The following is a 20,236-nucleotide window of genomic DNA, read 5'->3' on the forward strand; positions in this document are numbered from 1 at the left end:
GCCCGCGTAAAAACGGTCGCCTTTTTTGCTGACTCCCTTGCTTTTGATGGAAATTGAAATGACCGACCAGACCACCCGCCTGCCGATCCGCCGCGCCTTGATCAGTGTCTCCGACAAGACCGGGATCCTTGAATTTGCCCGGGAGCTGGAAGCCCTGGGTGTGGAAATCCTCTCCACGGGCGGGACCTTCAAACTGCTGCAGGACAACGGCGTGGCCGCAGTGGAAGTGGCGGACTACACCGGATTCGCAGAAATGATGGATGGCCGGGTCAAGACCCTGCACCCGAAAATCCACGGTGGCATCCTCGGCCGTCGCGGCATCGACGACGCCATCATGAGCGAGCACGGTATCAAGCCGATCGACCTGGTGGCCGTTAACCTCTACCCGTTCGAAGCCACCATCAACAAACCAGGCTGCGACTTGCCGACCGCCATCGAAAACATCGATATCGGCGGCCCGACCATGGTCCGCTCGGCGGCCAAGAACCACAAAGACGTGGCCATCGTGGTCAATGCCAGTGACTACGCCCAGGTACTCGAAAGCCTGAAAGCCGGGGGCCTGACCTACGCCCAGCGTTTCGACCTGATGCTCAAGGCGTTCGAACACACCGCCGCCTACGACGGCATGATCGCCAACTACATGGGCACCGTGAACCAGGCCGCCGAAACCCTCAGCACGGAAGGCCGCAGCCAGTTCCCGCGCACCTTCAACAGCCAGTTCATCAAGGCCCAGGAAATGCGCTACGGCGAGAACCCGCACCAGAGCGCGGCGTTCTACGTGGAAGCCAAGCCGGCCGAAGTGGGCATCGCCACCGCGACCCAGCTGCAAGGCAAGGAGCTGTCCTACAATAACGTGGCCGACACCGACGCTGCGCTCGAATGCGTCAAGAGCTTCGTCAAGCCGGCCTGCGTCATCGTCAAACACGCCAACCCGTGCGGCGTGGCCGTCAGCCCGGATGCCGAAGGCGGCATTCGCCAGGCCTACGAACTGGCCTATGCCACCGACACAGAGTCGGCCTTCGGCGGCATCATCGCCTTCAACCGTGAACTGGACGCTGAGACCGCCAAGGCTATCGTCGACCGTCAGTTCGTTGAAGTGATCATCGCCCCAAGCGTCAGCGAAGAAGCTCGCGCCATCGTTGCAGCGAAAGCCAATGTGCGCCTGCTGGCCTGCGGCGAGTGGTCGGCTGACCGCGCAGCGGCCTGGGACTACAAGCGTGTCAATGGCGGCCTGCTGGTCCAGAGCCGCGACATCGGCATGATCGGCGCCGACGACCTGAAAGTGGTAACCCGGCGGGCACCGACCGAACAGGAGATCCACGACCTGATCTTCGCCTGGAAAGTGGCCAAGTACGTTAAATCCAACGCCATCGTCTACGCCAAGAACCGCCAGACCATCGGTGTCGGCGCCGGCCAGATGAGCCGTGTGAACTCGGCGCGTATCGCCGCGATCAAGGCTGAACACGCCGGTTTGCAGGTAGCGGGTTCGGTGATGGCTTCCGATGCGTTCTTCCCGTTCCGCGACGGGCTGGACAACGCCGCCAAGGCCGGCGTCACCGCCGTGATCCAGCCGGGCGGCTCGATGCGCGACGCCGAAGTGATTGCCGCGGCCGACGAAGCTGGCATTGCCATGGTCTTCACCGGCATGCGCCACTTCCGCCACTGATCCACTGCGTGAAGTAGCGAGCTTATAGCTGCAGGCGGCAAGTAAGAGTAGACCGGGATCGCTTTTACTTTCGCTTGCAGCCTTATTCATTAGAGGCTGCGCAACGTAGGGTGAGGCAATGCAGATTGCTTTTAACTTGCCGCTTGCAGCTTTTAACTTCCTTTGAAGGAGTCTGACTTGAATGTTTTGATCATCGGCAGCGGCGGCCGTGAACACGCCCTGGCCTGGAAAGTTGCCCAGGACCCTCGCGTCCAGACAGTTTTCGTCGCCCCCGGCAACGCCGGCACCGCTATCGAAGCCAAGTGTGAAAACGTCGCGATCGACGTACTGGCCCTTGAGCAACTGGCCGACTTCGCCGAAAAAAACGTGTCCCTGACCATCGTCGGCCCGGAAGTACCGCTGGTAGCCGGTGTGGTGGACCTGTTCCGCAGCCGTGGCCTGGATTGCTTCGGCCCCACCGCCGGTGCTGCGCAATTGGAAGGTTCGAAAGCCTTTACCAAGGATTTCCTGGCCCGCCACAAGATCCCGACCGCTGATTACCAGAACTTCACCGAGATCGAGCCGGCCCTGGCTTACCTGCGTGAAAAAGGTGCGCCGATCGTGATCAAGGCTGATGGCCTGGCCGCCGGCAAAGGCGTGATCGTCGCGATGACCCTGCAGGAAGCCGAAGACGCCGTGCGCGACATGCTTGCCGGCAACGCCTTCGGGGAGGCGGGTTCGCGTGTCGTCATCGAAGAATTCCTCGACGGCGAAGAAGCCAGCTTCATCGTGATGGTCGACGGCAAGAACGTGCTGCCAATGGCCACCAGCCAGGACCACAAGCGCGTCGGCGACGGCGATACCGGCCCGAATACCGGCGGCATGGGCGCCTACTCCCCGGCACCGGTGGTCACCGCCGACGTGCACCAGCGCGTCATGGACCTGGTGATCTGGCCGACCGTGCGCGGCATGGCCGACGAAGGCAACGTGTACACCGGTTTTCTCTACGCCGGCCTGATGATCGACAAAGCCGGTAACCCCAAAGTCATCGAGTTCAACTGCCGCTTCGGCGACCCGGAAACCCAACCGGTGATGCTGCGCCTGCAATCGAGCCTGGTACTGCTGGTGGAGGCCGCCCTGGCCCAGGCCCTGGACAAGGTTGAAGCTCAGTGGGACCCACGTCCGAGTGTCGGCATTGTGCTGGCGGCCGGCGGCTACCCTGCCGACTACGCTAAGGGCGACGTGATCGAAGGCCTGGACGCGGCGGCTACGCTGGAAGGCAAGGTGTTCCACGCAGGCACGGCGCTCAAGGATGGCCAGGTCGTCACTGCCGGCGGCCGTGTGTTGTGTGCCACCGCCATGGGCGCCAGTGTCGATGCCGCCCAACAGCAGGCGTATAAACTGGCCGCCAGGATCAACTGGAACGGCTGTTTCTACCGCAAGGACATCGGCTACCGCGCCATTGCCCGCGAACGTGGCCAGAACAGCTGAACAGCGACTACCCAGTAGCTATCCGTTCGGTTAGGCAAGGGCCCAAGGCCCTTGCCGTATACAGGCCTGCCGCGCATAGTTAACCCGTGCATCAACCTACGAAGGGATTTCGCCGTGCGCTGGCTCAGGATCGCCATAGGTTTCACTGTCAGTCTGCTGACGCTGCTCTGCCTGCTCCCGGCCCAGGCCGCCGCGCAAGGCAGTGGCTGGGCAGTATTGCTTGATGAACAGGCCGATCTGCAGTTGAGCGACATCCGCTCCTCTCGCTACACCAATCAATTCAGCCCCATCGAACTGGACCGCATTACCGCTGCGGAACCGGACGGTGCGTTGTGGGTGCGTTTCAAGCTGCAGCCCGGCAAGCACGAGCAGGTGCTGCGGGTATTCGCCCCGGACCTGTCGCAACTGAGCCTCTACGTGCTCGACGGCGACACCCTGGTGGAACAACAGAACACCGGCACCCGCCAGCCCCAGGCGCAGCGCCCGCTGCCCAGCAGTGACTTCATGCTGCCGCTGCCGCAGAGCCAGAGACCGCTCGAGGTCTACCTGCGCCTGGTCTCGGAACATGAGCTGCGCCCTTACATCACCCTGGAACCGGCCGTACTGGCGGCCGCCGACCAGACCCAGACGCTGATCTACGGCCTGCTGTTCGGCTGCCTGCTGATGCTGATCCTGCACAACCTCACGCGCTTCGCCTACCACCGCTCGCGCAGCAGCCTGTGGCTGGCGGCCTGCGAAACGTTACTGATGCTCAGCCTGGCGCTGCTGCTCAACCTGGTCGGCCCGTGGCTGCCCAATTGGCATGCGATCCAAACCCCTGGCGCCTACCTGGCCCTGCTGCTGACGGCGCCGTGCGGCCTGATGTTTGCCTATCGATTCTTCATGCCGCTGGGCCCTCACATGCTGAACCGGCTGTTGATGGCCGACATCCTGCTGATCGTGCTGTGCGGCCTGCTGCTGTTGTTCGTCAACACCTTGCCGCTGAATATCATCACTTACGTTCTGGTGGCCCTGGCGGGCCTGAGCATGTTGTTCGTCTCGGCCTACCATTGGCAGCAAGGCTACCGTCCGGCGCGCCTGTTCGTGGCCGGCATGGTGGTTTTCAATATCGGCACCCTGATCATCCTGCCGGCACTGCTGGGCCTGACGATGGTATCGCCCCAGGGCCTGATCGTGACGCTGCTCGCCTTTATCTGCATCAGCGGCCTGCTGATGAGCCTGGCACTGGGCGAACGTCAGCGCGCCATTGTCGAGGCACGTTTCAGCCTCAGCCGCGACCTGGCCGCCAGCAATGCCGAAATCGCCGCCAAGGCCGAGTTCCTGGCGAAGATCAGCCACGAAATCCGCACACCGATGAACGGCGTACTGGGCATGACCGAACTGCTGCTCGGCACGCCGCTGTCGGTGAAACAGCGCGACTACGTACAAACCATCCACAGTGCGGGCAACGAACTGCTGACGCTGATTAACGAGATTCTCGACATTTCCAAGCTCGAGTCCGGCCAGATTGAGCTGGACGACGTGCAGTTCGACCTCAACGCGCTGATCGACGATTGCCTGAGCATCTTCCGCGCCAAGGCCGAGCAGCAGAACGTCGAGCTGATCAGCTTTATCCAGCCCCAGGTACCCCGCGTCATCAGCGGCGATCCGACGCGCCTGCGCCAGGCCATGTTGAGCCTGCTGGAAAACGCCCTGCATAAAACCGATGAAGGCGAAGTGCTGATCGTGGTGGCCCTGGACGACCGCAGCACCAAGCCGCGCCTGCGCATCGCCGTGCAGGACAGCGGCGTACCGATGGATGCCGCCGAGCGCGACGCCCTGCTGCACAGCGAACTGCACAGCAAGAACTTCCTCTCGGCCACGCGCCTGAGCGGCCACCTGGGGCTGGTGATCGCTCGCCAGCTGATCCTGTTGATGAACGGCGAATTCGGCATCAAGAGCGGCAGCCATCAGGGCAGCACCTTATGGTTGACCCTGCCCCTGGACCCCGAGCGCCTGGAGCACCCGACTTCCGACCTCGACGGCCCGCTCAAAGGCGCCCGCGTGCTGGTGGTGGACGACAACGACACCTGCCGCAAAGTGCTGGTGCAACAATGCTCGGCCTGGGGCCTCAACGTCAGCGCCGTGCCCTCGGGCAAGGAAGCGCTGGCGCTGCTGCGCACCAAGGCGCACCTGCGTGATTACTTCGATGTGGTACTGCTGGACCAGAACATGCCCGGCATGACCGGCATGCAGTTGGCGGCCAAGATCAAGGAAGACCCGAGCCTGAACCACGACATTCTGTTGATCATGCTCACCGGCATCAGCAATGCGCCCAGCAAGATCATCGCGCGTAACTGCGGGATCAAGCGCATCCTGGCCAAACCGGTGGCCGGCTATACCTTAAAGACGACCCTGGCCGACGAACTGACCCAGCGCAGCAAAGGCAACATTGCGCCGCGCCCCGCCCCCAACGCGCCGGAAGCAGTCACGGTGCCCAGCGACTTCCGCATCCTGGTGGCGGAAGACAACAGCATCTCCACCAAGGTAATTCGCGGCATGCTCGGCAAACTCAACCTCAACCCGGACACCGCCAGCAACGGCGAGGAAGCGCTGGAGGCGATGAAAGCCCAGCGCTATGACCTGGTGTTGATGGACTGCGAAATGCCGATCCTTGATGGCTTCTCAGCCACCCAGCAACTGCGTGCGTGGGAAGTCAGCCACCAACGCATCCGCACGCCGGTGGTGGCGCTCACTGCGCATATCCTCTCGGAGCACAAAGAGCGTGCACGCCAGGCCGGTATGGACGGGCACATGGCCAAGCCGGTGGAGTTGTCGCAGTTGCGCGAGTTGGTGGAGTTCTGGGTGGCGCAGCGCCAACAGCGGCCCGAACACGCCCCGTCCTGACTTGAAATGCAATTGCAATGCGGGAGGGGGCTTGCCCCTCCCACATTGCTCTGTGTCGCCTGTTAGACTCTCCCCACTTTTACTGTCGCGAGCCACCCCCATGCTCCACGTGTTATTCAGCGTTTACCTGAAGATGCTGGTGCTCTACAGCCCGTTCTTCGTGTTGTCCTGCTTTATCAGCCTGACCCGTGGTTATTCCAGCAAAGAACGGCGGCGCCTGGCCTGGAAAGTGGCGTTGGCGACCCTGGTTTCCAGCGTATTGCTCTACTTGTTCGGCCGGGTGATTTTCAGTGTGTTCGGTATTACCGTGGACGCGTTTCGCATCGGCGCCGGCAGCGTGTTGTTCATCTCCGCCCTGGGCATGGCCCAGGGCAAGTCGGCGGTGCAGACCGACAACGTGCAGCAGGACGTCACCATTGTGCCGCTGACCATCCCGCTCACCGTCGGCCCCGGCACCATCGGTGCGTTGCTGGTGATGGGCGTCAGCCAGCCGCACTGGGATGACAAACTCACTGCCATCCTCAGCATCGCCCTGGCCAGCCTCACGGTGGGTGTGGTGCTGTATCTGTCCAACCGTATCGAACGCATTCTCGGTGACCAAGGCCTGCAGATTGTCAGCCGCCTCATGGGCCTGTTTGTGTGCGCCCTCGCCGCGCAAATCATCTTCACCGGCGTGCGCGGTTATCTGGTGCCTTAGATCCGGTACTTGGCAATCGCCAAGTGCACCTTGTCGCCGGCGCTCTCGCGCATCAACCGGATGGTTTTTTCGTTGACCACCGAGGTATTCAACACCAGGCAGGTCTGCCCGCTGAAGGCCTCGAACGACGAGCTGTCCCATTCCAGGAACGGCAGCCCCACCTGTTTGCTCGCGCCCTGGGTGCTGTAGGTCACCAGCACCATGGTCAATTCACCGTCCGACTCGGCACAGGACGCCAGGCCAAAATCACCGCCCTGATGCACCATGCTGTTGCGTTTGAACAGCTCGAAAGACGCCGGTTGCTGCTTCAAGGCCTCCAGTGCATCAGCGGCCAGCTTCGGCAGCGCGGCCAGCAGCGGCCCGGACAGCGATGTCGACGCCAGCAACGTGGCGATGAGATTCAGTGCCGCCAGTTGCACCGTCAGGCCCCTGCCGGAACTCGAGACGCGCTCAAATCGGCTGCGCACCGGCAGCCAGCCCAGGCTGATCATCACCTTGATAAATTCGTCATACCAGGCTTCGCTGCCGCGCTGGATATTCAACACATCGCTGACGTAACTGCTGGCCAGCAGGTAGCTTTTGCGAATGTACTCGCGGTTAAGCCCCGACAGGCCCTCGGCAAACGAAATCACGCCGTTGTTGACCACCGCCGCATTGCTGTCTTCGTCGGTGTCCAACACCTGCGTGACAGGCGCTCCCGGTGCGCCGGGCAGTTTGTAGGCGGCAATCAACTTGCGCCGCTTTGCCGTATTGATCCTTCTGTGATGTCGCTCCATTTCAGTTCTCCACAAGCACCCCACATGGGGCTTGCTTTCACCCTAGTCCAGGGCTCGGCGGCGTTGCCATACGACAAACAACGCTTGCGCACAGCCAGCGCAAAACACTGCCCCGCAATTACGGGGCAGCTCACTGGACGTTCCGGTTTTCGTTGTGCAAAAAAGAAAAAAGCGCCGAAAACACCAGGCGATCACCCAGGGTTTATCGGAGTTTTCATGCAGCCTCAGGCGCCGGGCTTTGCGCCATACCAGCGCGGTGTGTACACCCAGGTACCGCCATCGGCCCGCGCGAATGTGCAGGTGGTGGACGAGCCGATCAGCACCATGGTGCGCATGTCCACCTGGTCCGGGGTGAGTTGACCCAGAGTGGTGACGCGCAGCGTTTGGCCGGGCCGCCCGATATCGCGACCCAGCACTACCGGCGTCTGCGGCGTACGGTGCAGCGCAACGATTTCCAGGGCGCGGCCCAATTGCCACGGGCGCGACCGCGAGATCGGGTTGTAGAACGCCAGCGCCAGGTCGGCCTGGGAGGCGAGGTCCAGGCGCTTTTCAATGATCGACCACGGCTTGAGGTTGTCCGACAGCGACATCACGCAGAAGTCATGGCCCAGCGGCGCGCCGGCCTGGGCGGCGGTGGCCAGGGACGCAGAGACGCCCGGCAGAATTTCCAGCTCGACCTGATGCCAGGCCGGGTCGCTGGAGTCATGCAACGCCTCGATCACCGCAGCCGCCATGGCGAACACACCCGGGTCGCCGGACGACACCACCACCACCGAACGGCCACTGGCGGCCAATTCGAACGCATGGCGTGCGCGCTGCATTTCTTCACGGTTGTCGGTGCAGTGCTGCACTTGGTCGTCACGGAACGGGCCGGCCATGCGCACGTAGGTTTCATAGCCCAACACGTCGGTGCAGCGCGCCAATTCAGCCTTGACCGCCGGCACCATCAGCTCGGCCGCACCGGGGCCCAGGCCGATCACGGCGAGACGGCCACGCGGGCGCCCTACCTCGGACAGGTCCAGAGGATGCTCGGCAACCTGAATCACGAGGTCGGCGTCCTGCCGGATGCTGGCGAAACGCAGCGGCACAGCCAGTGCCGATGCCGCTTCATGCAACGTCGCCTCGGCCATGTGCGTTTCGCTGGCGAGCAGGCACGCCAGCGATTGCACGGCAATGCCCGCGTCATGCAACGCAGCACGCACACGCTCGGCCAACTGCGCGCCGGGCTTGCAGGTCACACTCACGTTTTTCGGATAGATCAGCAATTCGTTGGCAACGGCGGCGCGCGCGGCACTGCCCACATGGATCGCCAACCGCGCTTGCGGGTCCTGCGCAAGATTCGCTTGATCCAACCACGGCGCCGCGCCTTCGATACGCACGCTTTGGCCCGCCAGCAAGTCGGACACGAAGCGCTTGCCCAACTCCAAGTCCGCCAGTTCGTAACCTGCGGGCGGGTTGAGCAGGCAGGTGCCGAAGCGCAGCTCACCGCTGGTGGTAATCGCCGCGGCCACGTTCAACGCCGCCGCGATCTCGCGCGCCATGCCGTTGACGCCGCCCAGGCCGCCCAGCAGCGGTACCACTGCGCTGCCATCCTCCGCCACCGCCAGCACGGCGGGCTCTTCGCCTTTTTCCAGCAGTAACGGCGCCAGGGTGCGGATCACGATGCCCGCCGCGCACAAGGCAATCAGCGGCGTGCCTTGCCGGTAAAGCTCGCGCAGTGTGGCGCCGAATTCGTTGTAGGCCTGGTCCGCACCTGCAACGCGCCCCGACAGGCCGTGGATCAGCGCCCCAGGGTAAACCTGCTGGATCCTGCGCGCAGTGGCCAGGCTGCCCTGGCCCAGGATGACAATCGCTGGAGTCATCACCCTTGCCACCGTTCACCGGGCACGATGATCAGCGAGAAGTACGGCGACGACATCGGCTCCACCTGATCCAGCGGTACGATCTTCTGGTTGGCCATGGTGGCGCGCTCCACGTACAGCGCACGCCCGGCCAGGCCGAGTTCTTCGAGTACCTGGCGCACCTTGGGGAAGTTGCGGCCCAGCTTCATGATCACCGCCGCGTCGGCATCGGCCAGGCGACGCTTGAGGTCGTCATGGGGCAACACGCCCGAGAGCACCGACAGGCTCTGGTTGCGATACACCAGCGGCGCGCCAAGTACCGAAGCGCCGCCGAGCATCGAGCACACGCCCGGAATGACCTGCGCTTCGTAGCGCTCGGCCAGACGGTCGTGCAGGTACATATAGGAGCCGTAGAAGAACGGGTCGCCTTCGCAGATCACCGCGACATCGCGGCCGGCGTCCAGGTGCGCGGCCACCTCGACACTGGCGGTGTCGTAGAAATCGCTGATCACCTGCTCGTAGGACAGCGGCGCCGGCAGCGCTTCGGTGGTCACCGGGTACACCAGCGGCATCAGGGTCTGCTGCGCCACCAGGTGGTCTTCGATGATGCCGAAGGCGTTGCCCTTTTTGCCCTTGGCCACGAAGTACGCCACCACCGGCGACTCCCGCAGCAGGCGCAAAGCCTTGACGGTGATCAGCTCCGGGTCGCCGGGGCCGACGCCCAGGCCGAGCAAACGTCCGCGTGCCGGCATTATTCGACCTCCGTGGCGAGTGCATTGACCGCAGCGGCGGCCATGGCGCTGCCGCCCAGGCGGCCTTGCATGATCACAAACGGCACGCCACGGCTGTCGGCCGCGAGCATCGCCTTGGATTCGGCGGCGCCGACAAAACCCACCGGAAAGCCCAGGATCAACGCTGGTTTCGGTGCGCCGGCATCGAGCATTTCCAGCAGGTAGAACAGCGCCGTCGGTGCGTTGCCGATCACTACCACGCTGCCCGCCAGATGCGGGCGCCACAGCTCCAGGGCGGCAGCGGAGCGGGTATTGCCCAACTCTCGCGCCAGCTCGGGAACGCTGTCGTCGCGCAGGGTGCAGATCACTTGATTATTGGCCGGCAGGCGCGTGCGGGTCACGCCTTCGGAGACCATCCGCGCATCGCACAGGATCGGCGCGCCGGCGGCCAGCGCATCGCGTCCGGCCTTGCCGGCGCCGTCGGAGAACTGCAGGCCGTCAATGGCATCGACCATGCCGCACGCATGAATCACCCGCACCGCGAGTTTTTCCAGGTCCGCCGGGATCCGCTCCAACCGGGCTTCCGCGCGAATAATGGCGAAGGAGTTGCGATAGATCTCCTGACCGTCGCGGATGTAATCAATCATCGGTGTTGCTCCGTGGACGAGCGCGCAGCACGGCGCCCGCCGCTTCAATGGAAAGGTTGCGCGCGTGCAGCCGGCCGAAACCTGGGTGGGCTGCATCGCGAAAATAGAGGTCGTAGTGGCCGGGGCTCACCGCCAGCAAGGTGACCGGCGCGGTGTGCGCGGCGGCGCAGGAACGTGGGCAGCCGGACAGGTGCGCCTCAACGCCGGGTGCCTGCGCGGCCAGTTGCATGGCGTCGGCCTTGGTGTCGGCCAGGGCTTTGCCGCAGCCGCTGGAACCGGTGCAGGCCACCATGCGGGCCAGCGGTTGGTCGGCGCAGCCGAGGAAACCCAATTGCGACAGGCGTTCGGTCACGGCATGAGGCTTTTCGACATTGGGCAACAGCACGCCTTGCCAGGGGGTGAACCGCAAGGTGCCGTCACCATAGTCGCCGGCCAGTCGTGCGGCGCCCTTGAGCATCGTCGAATCCAGGCGGCCCAAGGGGGCTACGGCGGCGACATAAAACTGATTTTTTTGAGGCTGTGGATAAGTGCCAAGGTGCAACAAGGCGCCGCTGGCTGGGCGTTTGAAGTTGTCGATCGGCAGCAGTGGCAGGCGCAGATGGCTCAGCAGGTGGTCCACACGCACATGGCGCATGCGGGTTTGCTCTGGGGTCGCGAGGTCAAGGAACGCGTCGAGGACGGCCACTACCAACGCGTGCGCTTGGTCCAATCGCACGGCGGCCAGGGGTGCGTCCAGGCCCGGACAACCTGCCAGGCCAAACGCGAGCAACGTCTCGCCCTCGCGCACGAATGCCGATAACCACAGGTCGTGGTGATGTTCGAGCATCGCCAGGGCCTCGCCGCCATCCAGTTGCACGGCGAACTTGGCCGACAGCGCATGAAAGCGCGGATTATTCTCCAGCGTGGCGAGGATCTGCCCGGCCAGTGGGCGGGTGTCGAACAGCATCTGCGGGTCGATACCGGCGCTGGGGCTGAGCATCAGGTTGCGCACGTCGTCACCGGCGGCGTTGCTCGGGCCCAGGCCCGCAGCCAGCAACATCGCGATCAGGGCATCCTGCTCGGCGCCGATCCCGCGAACCTGCAGGTTGGCGCGGTTGGTCGCCTCGATCACCCCGCCGGCATAGGCCTGGGCCGCGTCAGCCACGGCGTGGGCCTGGGCCGCGCTGATCGAACCGCCGGCCAGCTTGATCCGGCAAATGCCGCCATCCAGCGCCTGGACAATACGCAGCAACCCCGGACAAGCCGAGGGGCGCAAGGTGTTCAGGGCGGGCGTTGGGTTCACGGGGCTACCGGTTCACGGGTAAAGGCGCGGTATTATGCCTGCTTTGTCCGGCGGCATGAAAAGCCTGCCCGTCGGATGTCGTTCAAGGAATCAATATGTCGCCCTGGCTGACGGTAGTAGGCATCGGTGAAGACGGCTTCAAGGGGCTGGGCAGGAATGCCCGGCATGCCTTGTTGCGCGCCACGCGGATCATAGGGGGTCAGCGCCAGTTGGACCTGTTGCCGGTGTGCATTCGCGGTGAGCGCCAGTTGTGGCCGAGCCCGTTCTCCCTGGAACCGGTACTGGCGCGGCGCGGTACGCCGGTGTGTGTGCTGGCCAGCGGCGACCCAATGTTCTACGGCGTAGGCGCGAGCCTGGCGCGACAGATCGCGGCTGAAGAGTTGCTGATTGTGCCCGCGCCGTCGTCGGTGTCCCTTGCCGCCGCGCGTTTGGGCTGGCCGTTACAGGACGTGGTGACATTATCGGTAGTGGCGCGGCCCGTCGCGGCCATCAACGCGCATCTGGCCAGTGGGGTGCGCCTGTTAGTGCTGAGTAATGACGGTGGCAGCCCCGCATTGATCGCTGCGGTGTTGACCGAGGCCGGGTTCGGGCCCAGCCGATTGAGCGTGTTTGAACACTTGGGCGGGACGAATGAGCAACGTATCGACGGCCTGGCCGCGGATTGGCAGCACCAGTCGGCTGCGGATCTGAACCTGGTCGCCATCGAGTGCCTGGCGTCTCCCGACACGCCGCGCCTGTCGCGTCTGGCAGGCCTGCCGGATAGCGCCTTCAAGCACGACGGCCAACTGACCAAGCGCGATGTGCGCGCCATGACCCTCGCGCGCCTGGCCCCCATGCCGGGCGAGCTGCTGTGGGATGTGGGCGCGGGCAGCGGTTCCATCGGTATCGAATGGATGCGCACTCATCCCAGTTGCCGTGCCCTGGCGATTGAAGCCGACGCAGGCCGCCAGGACTTGATCGAACACAATCGCGACGCCCTCGGCGTGCCCGGCCTGCACCTGGTACGCGGCACCGCCCCGGACGCCTTGCATGGCCTGCCGACGCCCGACGCCATCTTCATCGGCGGCGGCGTCACCCGCGACGGCGTGCTCGACAGCTGCTGGCAACAACTGCGCCCCGGTGGTCGCTTGGTTGCCAATGCCGTGACCCTGCAAAGCGAAATGACCTTGATGAACTGGCGCGCGGAGCACGGCGGCGAACTGACGCGCATCCACGTGGCCCAGGCGCTGCCGCTGGGCGAGTTCGATACGTGGCGCCAGGCGCTGCCGATCACCTTGCTTGAAGTGACCAAGCCGCTATGAAACGGATTCTGCTGCTGGGCGGCGTGACCGAAGCGCTGGCCATCGCGCGGACCCTGGGGCCGGAGCATATCTACAGCCTGGCGGGCGTGGGACGTGTGCCGACCGGCCTCACCTGCCAAGTGCGCGTTGGCGGCTACGGTGGAGCAGAAGGCTTGGCACGGTTCGTTCGCGCTGAACGGATCAGCCTGATCCTCGACGCGACCCATCCGTATGCGGCGCAGATCAGCCGCAATGCCGCCGAGGCTGCACGGTTGAGTCACATCCCCTGCTGGGCGCTGCGGCGTCCGGCGTGGAAGCCGCAGGCCGGGGATGATTGGCGCGAAGTGAGTGATTGGGCCGAGTTGATCGAAGCATTGAAACCGTTCAAGCGGCCGCTGTTCACCTTGGGTCGCGAACCGTTGCAGCACCTCGACGAAATCCCCGCCGGGCAATTCTGGACACTGCGCGCGCTGGATATGTACCCCGGCAATGAGCGCTGTGAAGTGATCGGCGCACGCGGACCGTTTCTGCTCGAAGATGAACGCGCGTTGTTTGAACGGCGTGGGATTGATGTGCTGATCAGCAAGAACAGTGGCAGCACGGCCACCGAGCCGAAGCTGGAAGTGGCGCGGGAACGGGGGGTGCCGGTGTTGGTTTTGAAGCGGCCGGGGTTGGCGGCGGTGGACAGGGAGCTTTTGTCGCCCGCGGAAACAATCGATTCGTTGGCAGATTTCATTCGATAGATCAGGATCATCCGCCACCCTCTATCCCATTCATTGTTGCTTCAAGGGACGGCGATGAACCCACAACACGAAGTGCTAAATTCCAGGAACAGTTCAGGCCAGACCCAAGGCTATACAGGAGCTGACATGATAGAAGTTAAACAAGCCGTACAAGTTGCCAAGGCAGCCGCCAACGACTTTCTCGGGCAAGAAACAGACCTGCAAGACCTGATGCTTGAGGAAGTAGAGTTAAGCCCAGACAATAATACCTGGGCAATAACACTTGGCTTCAATGTCCCCAACCCTAATAACTATGAAAGATTAGGCGCCTCTTTGGCCGGACAGATGTATGCGCGAAAGTACAAAACATTCATCATTGACTCGGAGACTGGCGAGTTCCGCTCCATGAAGATTCGCGAAGTATGATAGAAGCCTATATAAAGCAATATCGAAGAAAGGGAATCATCGTTGACACTAACTTGCTACTTCTGGCCCTGATAGGAGGAACGTCCAGCATCGTAGAGTTCAAGAGGACACGCGGCTACAACGATGAAGACTATCGACTTTTACTCAAAGTGATTGATCAATTCGAGAAGCTTGTTTCAACCCCGCACATTCTCGCTGAAGCCAGCAACCTGACAAATGGGCTTTATGGAAGCAAGCTGCGCGATTTTTATGCAACGTTAAAGAACTCACTATCAACAATAATCGAGATCCATCATCCAGCCTTGGATATAAGTCGCGATTATGAGCTGTCACCCTACGGCCTTACCGACGTCGGCATTGTTGCCGCAGCGAAAGATAACTATCTGGTTTTGACTGACGATCTTAGAGTCGCTGGGTTCGCTCACCAACATTGCGTCGATGTCGTCAACTTCAATCATATACGGGAAGCCGGCTGGGAGGTCTAAGACCTGCCCCACGATCATTCCCACACATAAGCGCAGGAACGATCGCTCATCGAGCGTGTTAACTACTCGCGGCTGTTGCCTGCCCTGCTCCTTCGTGCACCCTGTCAGCGAGCAGTTGTGCCAGCTCAATCAACTGCGCAACGCCCAGTAATTCCTCGCGTTTCATGCCCTCCAGATCAAAAGCCAGATCGCAACTCAGCGCATTGGCCGAGGCGAGTGTTTCGCTGAGGTTGACCAGCAGGTCTTCGGTGCTGATGCCATCGGCCACGGTGAACAGACGGATGGGGGGATTGGGGGTGGGTTTGATCATTGTGAAGCTCCTCAGGAATGTGGAGCTGCCACTGATTCGCCGCGACGCGATAGGGGTGGCAGCTGTACGCAGGTTCGCGGACCGGTCCCGAGGCAACCCGGCATACCCGAAGGTATCCCGCGCACAGCCACCATAGCGCCACACAGTAGACGATAAAAAAGCGTCAACTGAAAGGAGGCAATGCTTAATCAATCCGGGCCGCGACGCCCGTCCGCTGCGTTTGCAGCGGTGTACGGAGACTAGAGACCGAGTGTCCTAGGGACAACCTCAAATCCTTGTCGGAAATTTCTGCTTGTACGAATAACCAGCCAAACGGCCAGCGACCAAGATCGTTCCCACGCTCCCGCGTGGGAATGCAGCCCGTGACGCTCTGCGTCACCTGTGCGCAGAGTCGAAACTTGCAGCGCTTGGCGGGACGCGGAGCGTCCCAGGAGGCATTCCCACGCGGAGCGTGGGAACGAGGTTCATCGGCTTCTGAGCGTCGATCGTTCCCACGCTCCCGCGTGGGAATGCAGCCCGTGACGCTCCGCGTCACCTGTGCCCAGTAGCCGAAACTTGCAGCGCTTGGCGGGACGCGGAGCGTCCCAGGCGGCATTCCCACGCAGAGCGTGGGAACGAGGTTCATCGGCTTCTGAGCGTCGATCGTTCCCACGCTCCCGCGTGGGAATGCAGCCCGTGACGCTCTGCGTCACCTGTGCCCAGTAGCCGAAACTTGCAGCGCTTGGCGGGACGCGGAGCGTCCCAGGAGGCATTCCCACGCAGAGCGTGGGAACGAGGTTCATCGGCTTCTGAGCGTCGATCGTTCCCACGCTCCGCGTGGGAATGCAGCCCGTGACGCTCTGCGTCACAAGGTGCACAAGGTTCGAGTCTTGCGTGCTTGCCGGGACGCGGAGCGTCCCAGGCGGCATTCCCACGCAGAGCGTGGGAATGAGGTTCATCGGCTTCTGAGCGTCGATCGTTCCCACGCTCCCGCGTGGGAATGCAGCCCGTGACGCTCCGCGTCACCTGTGCGCAGTAGTCGAAACTCGCAGCGCTTGGCGGGACGCGGAGCGTCCCAGGAGGCACTCCCACGCAGAGCGTGGGAACGATCACAACTTTGATAAAAAGGAGTAACTCATGAATGAATTCACTGACTTCGACGCGGCAGAGCACCTAAAAACCCCCGAGGATATGGCCGAATATCTTGAAGCGTGCTTCGAAGAAGATACGGGTGACGGCCTGCTGATCCGTTCAGCACTCAACAACATCGCCCGCGCCCAAGGCATGACCCAAGTAGCCCGCGACGCCGGCCTCGGAAGAGAAAGTCTGTACAAAGCCCTCTCCAGCACTGGCAATCCCGAGTTCGCGACTATCATGAAAGTCATGAAAGCGCTGGGCCTCAAGCTTCACGCCACGGCGATCTGATGGCACTGCGACACCAAACCACACCACGGTTTTTTACTTATCCCCGCCGATCAGGCTAAATACCCGCCTGATCGTTTAACCCTACGGATTGTCCGCCATGGCCCGTCAACGCTTTGCAATTGCCTGGATCGCCTGCCTTGCAGTGCTGTTCAATGCGTTTGCCATGCCGCTGGCCGGAGCGATGCAACAGTCCAAGGACCCCGCACAGCAAATGCTGTGGGGCAGTTTCTGTTCGTCCAATGGCGCCAGCCTGAAGACCATTGCCCTGGGCAAGCTGGAGATTCCGTCGCCGCAGCAGGACGATCACTCCACCATGCAGCATTGCTGGTGTTGCTCGGGCTCACCTTCGTTGGTGGCGTTGCCGGGGCACGCGCCGCGGTTGTACCTCACGCAATTCACTGCATCACAGCACCTGCCACCACCCCAGTTGCAAAACCCAACCCCGCGCCAGCAATGGCCGAGCCTCAACCCCCGCGCCTCTCCAACGGTCTGATCTTCTTCGCAAGTGAACTGCGTTTAGAACCGTTCTGGAGAACTGCCATGCTTAAATCTTCCCTGCTTCTGGCCGCGTTGCTGCTGCCGGTGTTCAGTGCTGCCAATGCCGAAGACTACAAGGCCGGCGACTTGTTGGTCAGCGATCCCTGGTCCCAGGAGTTGCCGCCCAACGCGCCCACCGTCGCCGCGTATTTCGTGGTGCATAACACCGCCGAATCGCCGGACAGCCTGCTCAGCGCCGAGACGCCAGTGGCGGAAAAGGCCGAGCTGCATGAGCACGTCATGCAAGGCGCCCTGATGAAAATGCAACAGGTGCGCACCGTGGCCGTACCGGCTAAAGGCGACCTGACTTTCGCCCCGATGGCCTACCACGTGATGTTGCTTGGCCTCAAGGATCGCAGCCTGTTGGCCGATGGCAAACAGTTCCCGCTGACCCTGACCTTCGAAAAGGCAGGCAAGGTCGAGGTGCAAGTGTCAGTGCAGAAAATGCCGCCCATGGCCAGTCACGAGCACCAGCACCCGCAATAGGCTGAAGCTCGATGGGCGCCCCCCGCGCCAGGCTATCTCCACACCGCCGCATGATGCGCGGCAGTTGGATCAGCCTGTTCGCCATGCTGATGATCTTTATCGGTCCGCTGATTTCCCAAGCGATGCCGATGGATCATCACGCCGGTATGTCCATGGAAATGCCCATGGAGATGCCCGCTGACCACGGCGACTCCCATCACCCCAAAGCCCCCGACGAGCATCACGCGCTGTGGGCCAAATGCGGCTATTGCGACCTGCTGTTCAGTTGCCCGGCGCTGCCCGGCAGCGTGTCATTCGTGGCCCTCGGTACCCCGCCGCCGGCCAACGCCCTCACCCCCGCCACGCGCCTGGGCCATGCCCGGCAGAGCATCTTCCCCGGCGCCCGCAGCCGTGCGCCACCCATCGCAACGTAAGCACTTAACCGCGTTACTTCACCCCGGCCGACTTTAGACAGACAGCCGCAGGCTGCTGGCCGTGTTGTTTACGATTGATTGATGGAATTTGTCATGTCCAGGTTTTCTGCTGACTCCCGTTTGGGAAGTACCCCCCTGCTCGCCGCCTTATGCGGTGCACTGCTGGCGCCCCATGTCCATGCCGACGAGCATGAACTGAGCCCTACCGTAATCACCGCGATCGCCCCCAGCTCGCCGCTGACCGTGGTCACCAACCCAAAAGATCCACGCCAACCGGTGCCCGCCAGTGACGGCGGTGACTACCTCAAGACCATTCCCGGCTTCGCCCTGGTGCGCAACGGCGGCACCAATGGCGACCCGGTGCTGCGCGGCATGTTCGGCTCACGCCTGAATATCCTCACCAACGGCAGCATGATGCTCGGTGCCTGCCCCGGCCGTATGGATGCGCCCACCTCCTACATCTCGCCGGAAACCTACGACACTCTCACCGTGATCAAAGGCCCGCAAACCGTACTCTGGGGCCCGGGCGCCTCGGCCGGGACGATCCTGTTCGACCGTGAGCCGGAGCATTTCGGCGAACTGGGCACGCGGCTCAACGCCAGTGTGCTGGCCGGTTCCAACGGGCGCTTCGACAAGGTCGTCGATGCCGCCGCCGGCGGGCCGTTGGGCTACGTGCGAGTGATCGGCAACCAGGCTCACGCCGATGACTACAAGGACGGCAATAACGACACGGTCGCCTCGCGCTATGACAAGTGGAACGGTGACGTTGCGGTGGGGTTCACCCCCGACGCCGACACCTTGCTGGAACTCACCGCCGGCCGTGGCGACGGGCAAGCGCGCTACGCCGGGCGCGGCATGGACGGTTCGCAGTTCCTGCGCGAAAGCCTGGGCCTGCGCTTCGAGAAATCGAATATCGGCGAGGTGCTGGACAAGGTCGAAGCCCAGGTCTACTACAACTACGCCGACCACGTGATGGACAACTACAGCCTGCGCACACCGTCGGGCACCGGGATGATGGCCGGGCCCATGGCCTCCAACGTCGACCGGCGCACCCTAGGCGCCCGCCTCAAGGCCACCTGGCGCTGGGCCGATGTGCAGTTGATCGGCGGCTTGGACGCGCAGACCAACGAACACCGCCAGCGCAGCAGCATGGGCATCGATACTTACAAGAATCTGCCTCGCGAAAAGGACGCCGACTTTCACAACTACGGGGTGTTCGGCGAACTCACCTGGTACGCCGCCGACCGCGATCGCCTGGTCAGCGGCGCGCGCCTGGACCGCGCCTCGGCCAGGGATTTTCGCCAGACCATGGGGTCGGGCATGAGCAAACGGCCCAACCCCACCGCCGATGACACCCGTGCCGACACACTGCCCTCGGGCTTTATGCGCTACGAGCACGACCTGGAGGACAGCCCCACTACTGTCTACGCCGGGCTCGGCCACTCGCAGCGGTTCCCGGATTACTGGGAGCTGTTTTCGCCCAACACCGGCGCGGTCGGCTCGGTGAATGCCTTCGATGGCGTGAAACCGGAGAAAACCACCCAGCTCGACGTCGGCGCGCAGTACAAAGCTGACAACCTAGAAGCCTGGGCATCGGGCTACGTCGGCCAGGTGCGCGACTTCATCCTGTTCGATTACAAGCCCGGCATGATGGGCACCACCTCCCAGGCGCGCAATGTGGACGCGCGCATCATGGGCGGTGAACTCGGCGCGGCCTACAAGCTGACGCAAAACTGGAAAGCCGACGCCACCCTCGCCTACGCCTGGGGCAAAAACAGCAGCGACGGCAAGGCCCTGCCGCAAATGCCGCCGTTGGATACACGCCTGGGCCTCACCTACAGCGAGGATGACTGGAGCGCCGGCGCGCTATGGCGGGTGGTGGCGGCGCAAAACCGCATCGACCCGAACAAGGGCAACGTGGTCGGCAAGGACTACGACAGGAGCGGCGGTTTCGGCGTGTTCTCTTTGAACGCGGCTTATCGCATCAACAAGAACTTCAAGGTCAGCACTGGCGTCGACAACCTGTTCGGCAAAGCCTACGCCGAGCACCTGAACCTGGCCGGCAACGCCGGGTTCGGCTACCCGGCGAGCGATCCGCAGGCCATCAAGGAGCCGGGGCGCACGCTTTGGACCAAGGTGGACATGAGCTTCTAAAAGCATCGGGGGCAAGCCCCCTC

19 protein-coding genes are annotated in these 20,236 nt (G+C 62.9%); 13 read left to right on the forward strand and 6 right to left on the reverse strand.

Annotated elements, in window-relative coordinates; all coding sequences use genetic code 11:
• Positions 1-58: 58 nt before the first annotated feature.
• From purH to G7025_RS20345, 4 genes are all read left to right on the forward strand, one after another.
• Positions 59-1,666 (forward strand): bifunctional phosphoribosylaminoimidazolecarboxamide formyltransferase/IMP cyclohydrolase, encoded by a 1,608-nt coding sequence (gene purH / locus G7025_RS20330; protein ID WP_181080891.1) that lies wholly within the window; start codon positions 59-61, stop codon positions 1,664-1,666.
• Positions 1,667-1,843: 177 nt separating this feature from the next.
• Positions 1,844-3,136: a phosphoribosylamine--glycine ligase gene (gene purD / locus G7025_RS20335; RefSeq protein WP_181080892.1), complete on the forward strand. Its 1,293-nt coding sequence runs from the start codon at positions 1,844-1,846 to the stop codon at positions 3,134-3,136.
• A 114-nt stretch (positions 3,137-3,250) separates the two neighbouring features.
• Positions 3,251-6,022 (forward strand): hybrid sensor histidine kinase/response regulator, encoded by a 2,772-nt coding sequence (locus tag G7025_RS20340; RefSeq protein ID WP_181080893.1) that lies wholly within the window; start codon positions 3,251-3,253, stop codon positions 6,020-6,022.
• A 100-nt stretch (positions 6,023-6,122) separates the two neighbouring features.
• Positions 6,123-6,719, forward strand: a complete 597-nt coding sequence (locus G7025_RS20345) for a MarC family protein (protein WP_003171467.1) — start codon at positions 6,123-6,125, stop codon at positions 6,717-6,719.
• On the opposite strand, the gene G7025_RS20350 is transcribed toward G7025_RS20345, so the two are convergent.
• From G7025_RS20350 to cobG, 5 genes are all read right to left on the reverse strand, one after another.
• Positions 6,716-7,495, reverse strand: a complete 780-nt coding sequence (locus tag G7025_RS20350; RefSeq protein WP_181080894.1) for a hypothetical protein — start codon at positions 7,493-7,495, stop codon at positions 6,716-6,718. The two genes, G7025_RS20345 and G7025_RS20350, sit on opposite strands and share 4 nt — an antisense overlap.
• A gap of 224 nt (positions 7,496-7,719) precedes the next feature.
• Entirely contained in the window at positions 7,720-9,357 is a 1,638-nt protein-coding gene (gene cobJ, locus G7025_RS20355; protein WP_181080895.1) for a precorrin-3B C(17)-methyltransferase, read from the reverse strand.
• Positions 9,357-10,088: a precorrin-2 C(20)-methyltransferase gene (locus G7025_RS20360; protein ID WP_181080896.1), complete on the reverse strand. Its 732-nt coding sequence runs from the start codon at positions 10,086-10,088 to the stop codon at positions 9,357-9,359. The genes cobJ and G7025_RS20360 overlap by 1 nt, the downstream gene beginning before the upstream one ends.
• Complete coding sequence (locus G7025_RS20365) at positions 10,088-10,714, reverse strand: precorrin-8X methylmutase (protein ID WP_181080897.1); 627 nt, start codon at positions 10,712-10,714, stop codon at positions 10,088-10,090. Before G7025_RS20365 ends, G7025_RS20360 begins: the two co-directional genes overlap by 1 nt.
• Complete coding sequence (cobG, locus tag G7025_RS20370) at positions 10,707-11,996, reverse strand: precorrin-3B synthase (protein WP_308811979.1); 1,290 nt, start codon at positions 11,994-11,996, stop codon at positions 10,707-10,709. The genes G7025_RS20365 and cobG overlap by 8 nt, the downstream gene beginning before the upstream one ends.
• Positions 11,997-12,091: 95 nt before the next feature.
• On the opposite strand from cobG, the gene cbiE reads away from it, so the two are divergent.
• From cbiE to G7025_RS20390, 4 genes are all read left to right on the forward strand, one after another.
• Positions 12,092-13,297: a precorrin-6y C5,15-methyltransferase (decarboxylating) subunit CbiE gene (cbiE, locus tag G7025_RS20375; RefSeq protein WP_181080898.1), complete on the forward strand. Its 1,206-nt coding sequence runs from the start codon at positions 12,092-12,094 to the stop codon at positions 13,295-13,297.
• Positions 13,294-14,019 (forward strand): cobalt-precorrin-6A reductase, encoded by a 726-nt coding sequence (locus G7025_RS20380; RefSeq protein ID WP_181080899.1) that lies wholly within the window; start codon positions 13,294-13,296, stop codon positions 14,017-14,019. The genes cbiE and G7025_RS20380 overlap by 4 nt, the downstream gene beginning before the upstream one ends.
• Before the next feature lie 126 nt (positions 14,020-14,145).
• Complete coding sequence (locus G7025_RS20385; protein ID WP_181080900.1) at positions 14,146-14,424, forward strand: hypothetical protein; 279 nt, start codon at positions 14,146-14,148, stop codon at positions 14,422-14,424.
• Positions 14,421-14,909: a PIN domain-containing protein gene (locus G7025_RS20390; RefSeq protein ID WP_181080901.1), complete on the forward strand. Its 489-nt coding sequence runs from the start codon at positions 14,421-14,423 to the stop codon at positions 14,907-14,909. Before G7025_RS20385 ends, G7025_RS20390 begins: the two co-directional genes overlap by 4 nt.
• A 58-nt stretch (positions 14,910-14,967) precedes the next feature.
• Here the strand turns inward: G7025_RS20390 and G7025_RS20395 are convergent, their stop codons facing one another.
• On the reverse strand, positions 14,968-15,219 hold the full coding sequence (locus G7025_RS20395) for a DUF6124 family protein (RefSeq protein ID WP_181080902.1): 252 nt from the start codon (positions 15,217-15,219) through the stop codon (positions 14,968-14,970).
• A 1,116-nt stretch (positions 15,220-16,335) separates the two neighbouring features.
• Between G7025_RS20395 and G7025_RS20400 the strand changes: the two genes are divergently transcribed.
• The 5 genes from G7025_RS20400 to G7025_RS20420 all read left to right on the forward strand — a co-directional run bounded on the left by G7025_RS20400 (position 16,336) and on the right by G7025_RS20420 (position 20,213).
• Positions 16,336-16,623 carry an addiction module antidote protein gene (locus G7025_RS20400; protein ID WP_181080903.1) on the forward strand — a complete coding sequence of 96 codons (288 nt, stop codon included), beginning with the start codon at positions 16,336-16,338 and terminating at the stop codon, positions 16,621-16,623.
• Between the two features lie 97 nt (positions 16,624-16,720).
• A complete protein-coding gene (locus G7025_RS20405; RefSeq protein ID WP_181080904.1) occupies positions 16,721-17,116 on the forward strand; it encodes a DUF2946 domain-containing protein in 396 nt (131 codons plus the stop codon).
• A 47-nt stretch (positions 17,117-17,163) separates the two neighbouring features.
• Positions 17,164-17,646 carry a copper chaperone PCu(A)C gene (locus G7025_RS20410; protein WP_181080905.1) on the forward strand — a complete coding sequence of 161 codons (483 nt, stop codon included), beginning with the start codon at positions 17,164-17,166 and terminating at the stop codon, positions 17,644-17,646.
• An 11-nt stretch (positions 17,647-17,657) separates the two neighbouring features.
• Entirely contained in the window at positions 17,658-18,059 is a 402-nt protein-coding gene (locus tag G7025_RS20415) for a DUF2946 domain-containing protein (protein WP_181080906.1), read from the forward strand.
• A 93-nt stretch (positions 18,060-18,152) separates the two neighbouring features.
• Positions 18,153-20,213, forward strand: coding sequence for a TonB-dependent copper receptor (locus G7025_RS20420; RefSeq protein ID WP_181080907.1), 2,061 nt, complete (start codon positions 18,153-18,155; stop codon positions 20,211-20,213).
• Positions 20,214-20,236 lie beyond the last annotated feature (23 nt).

This window comes from Pseudomonas lurida, assembly GCF_013522705.1.
GTDB lineage: Bacteria > Pseudomonadota > Gammaproteobacteria > Pseudomonadales > Pseudomonadaceae > Aquipseudomonas > Aquipseudomonas quebecensis.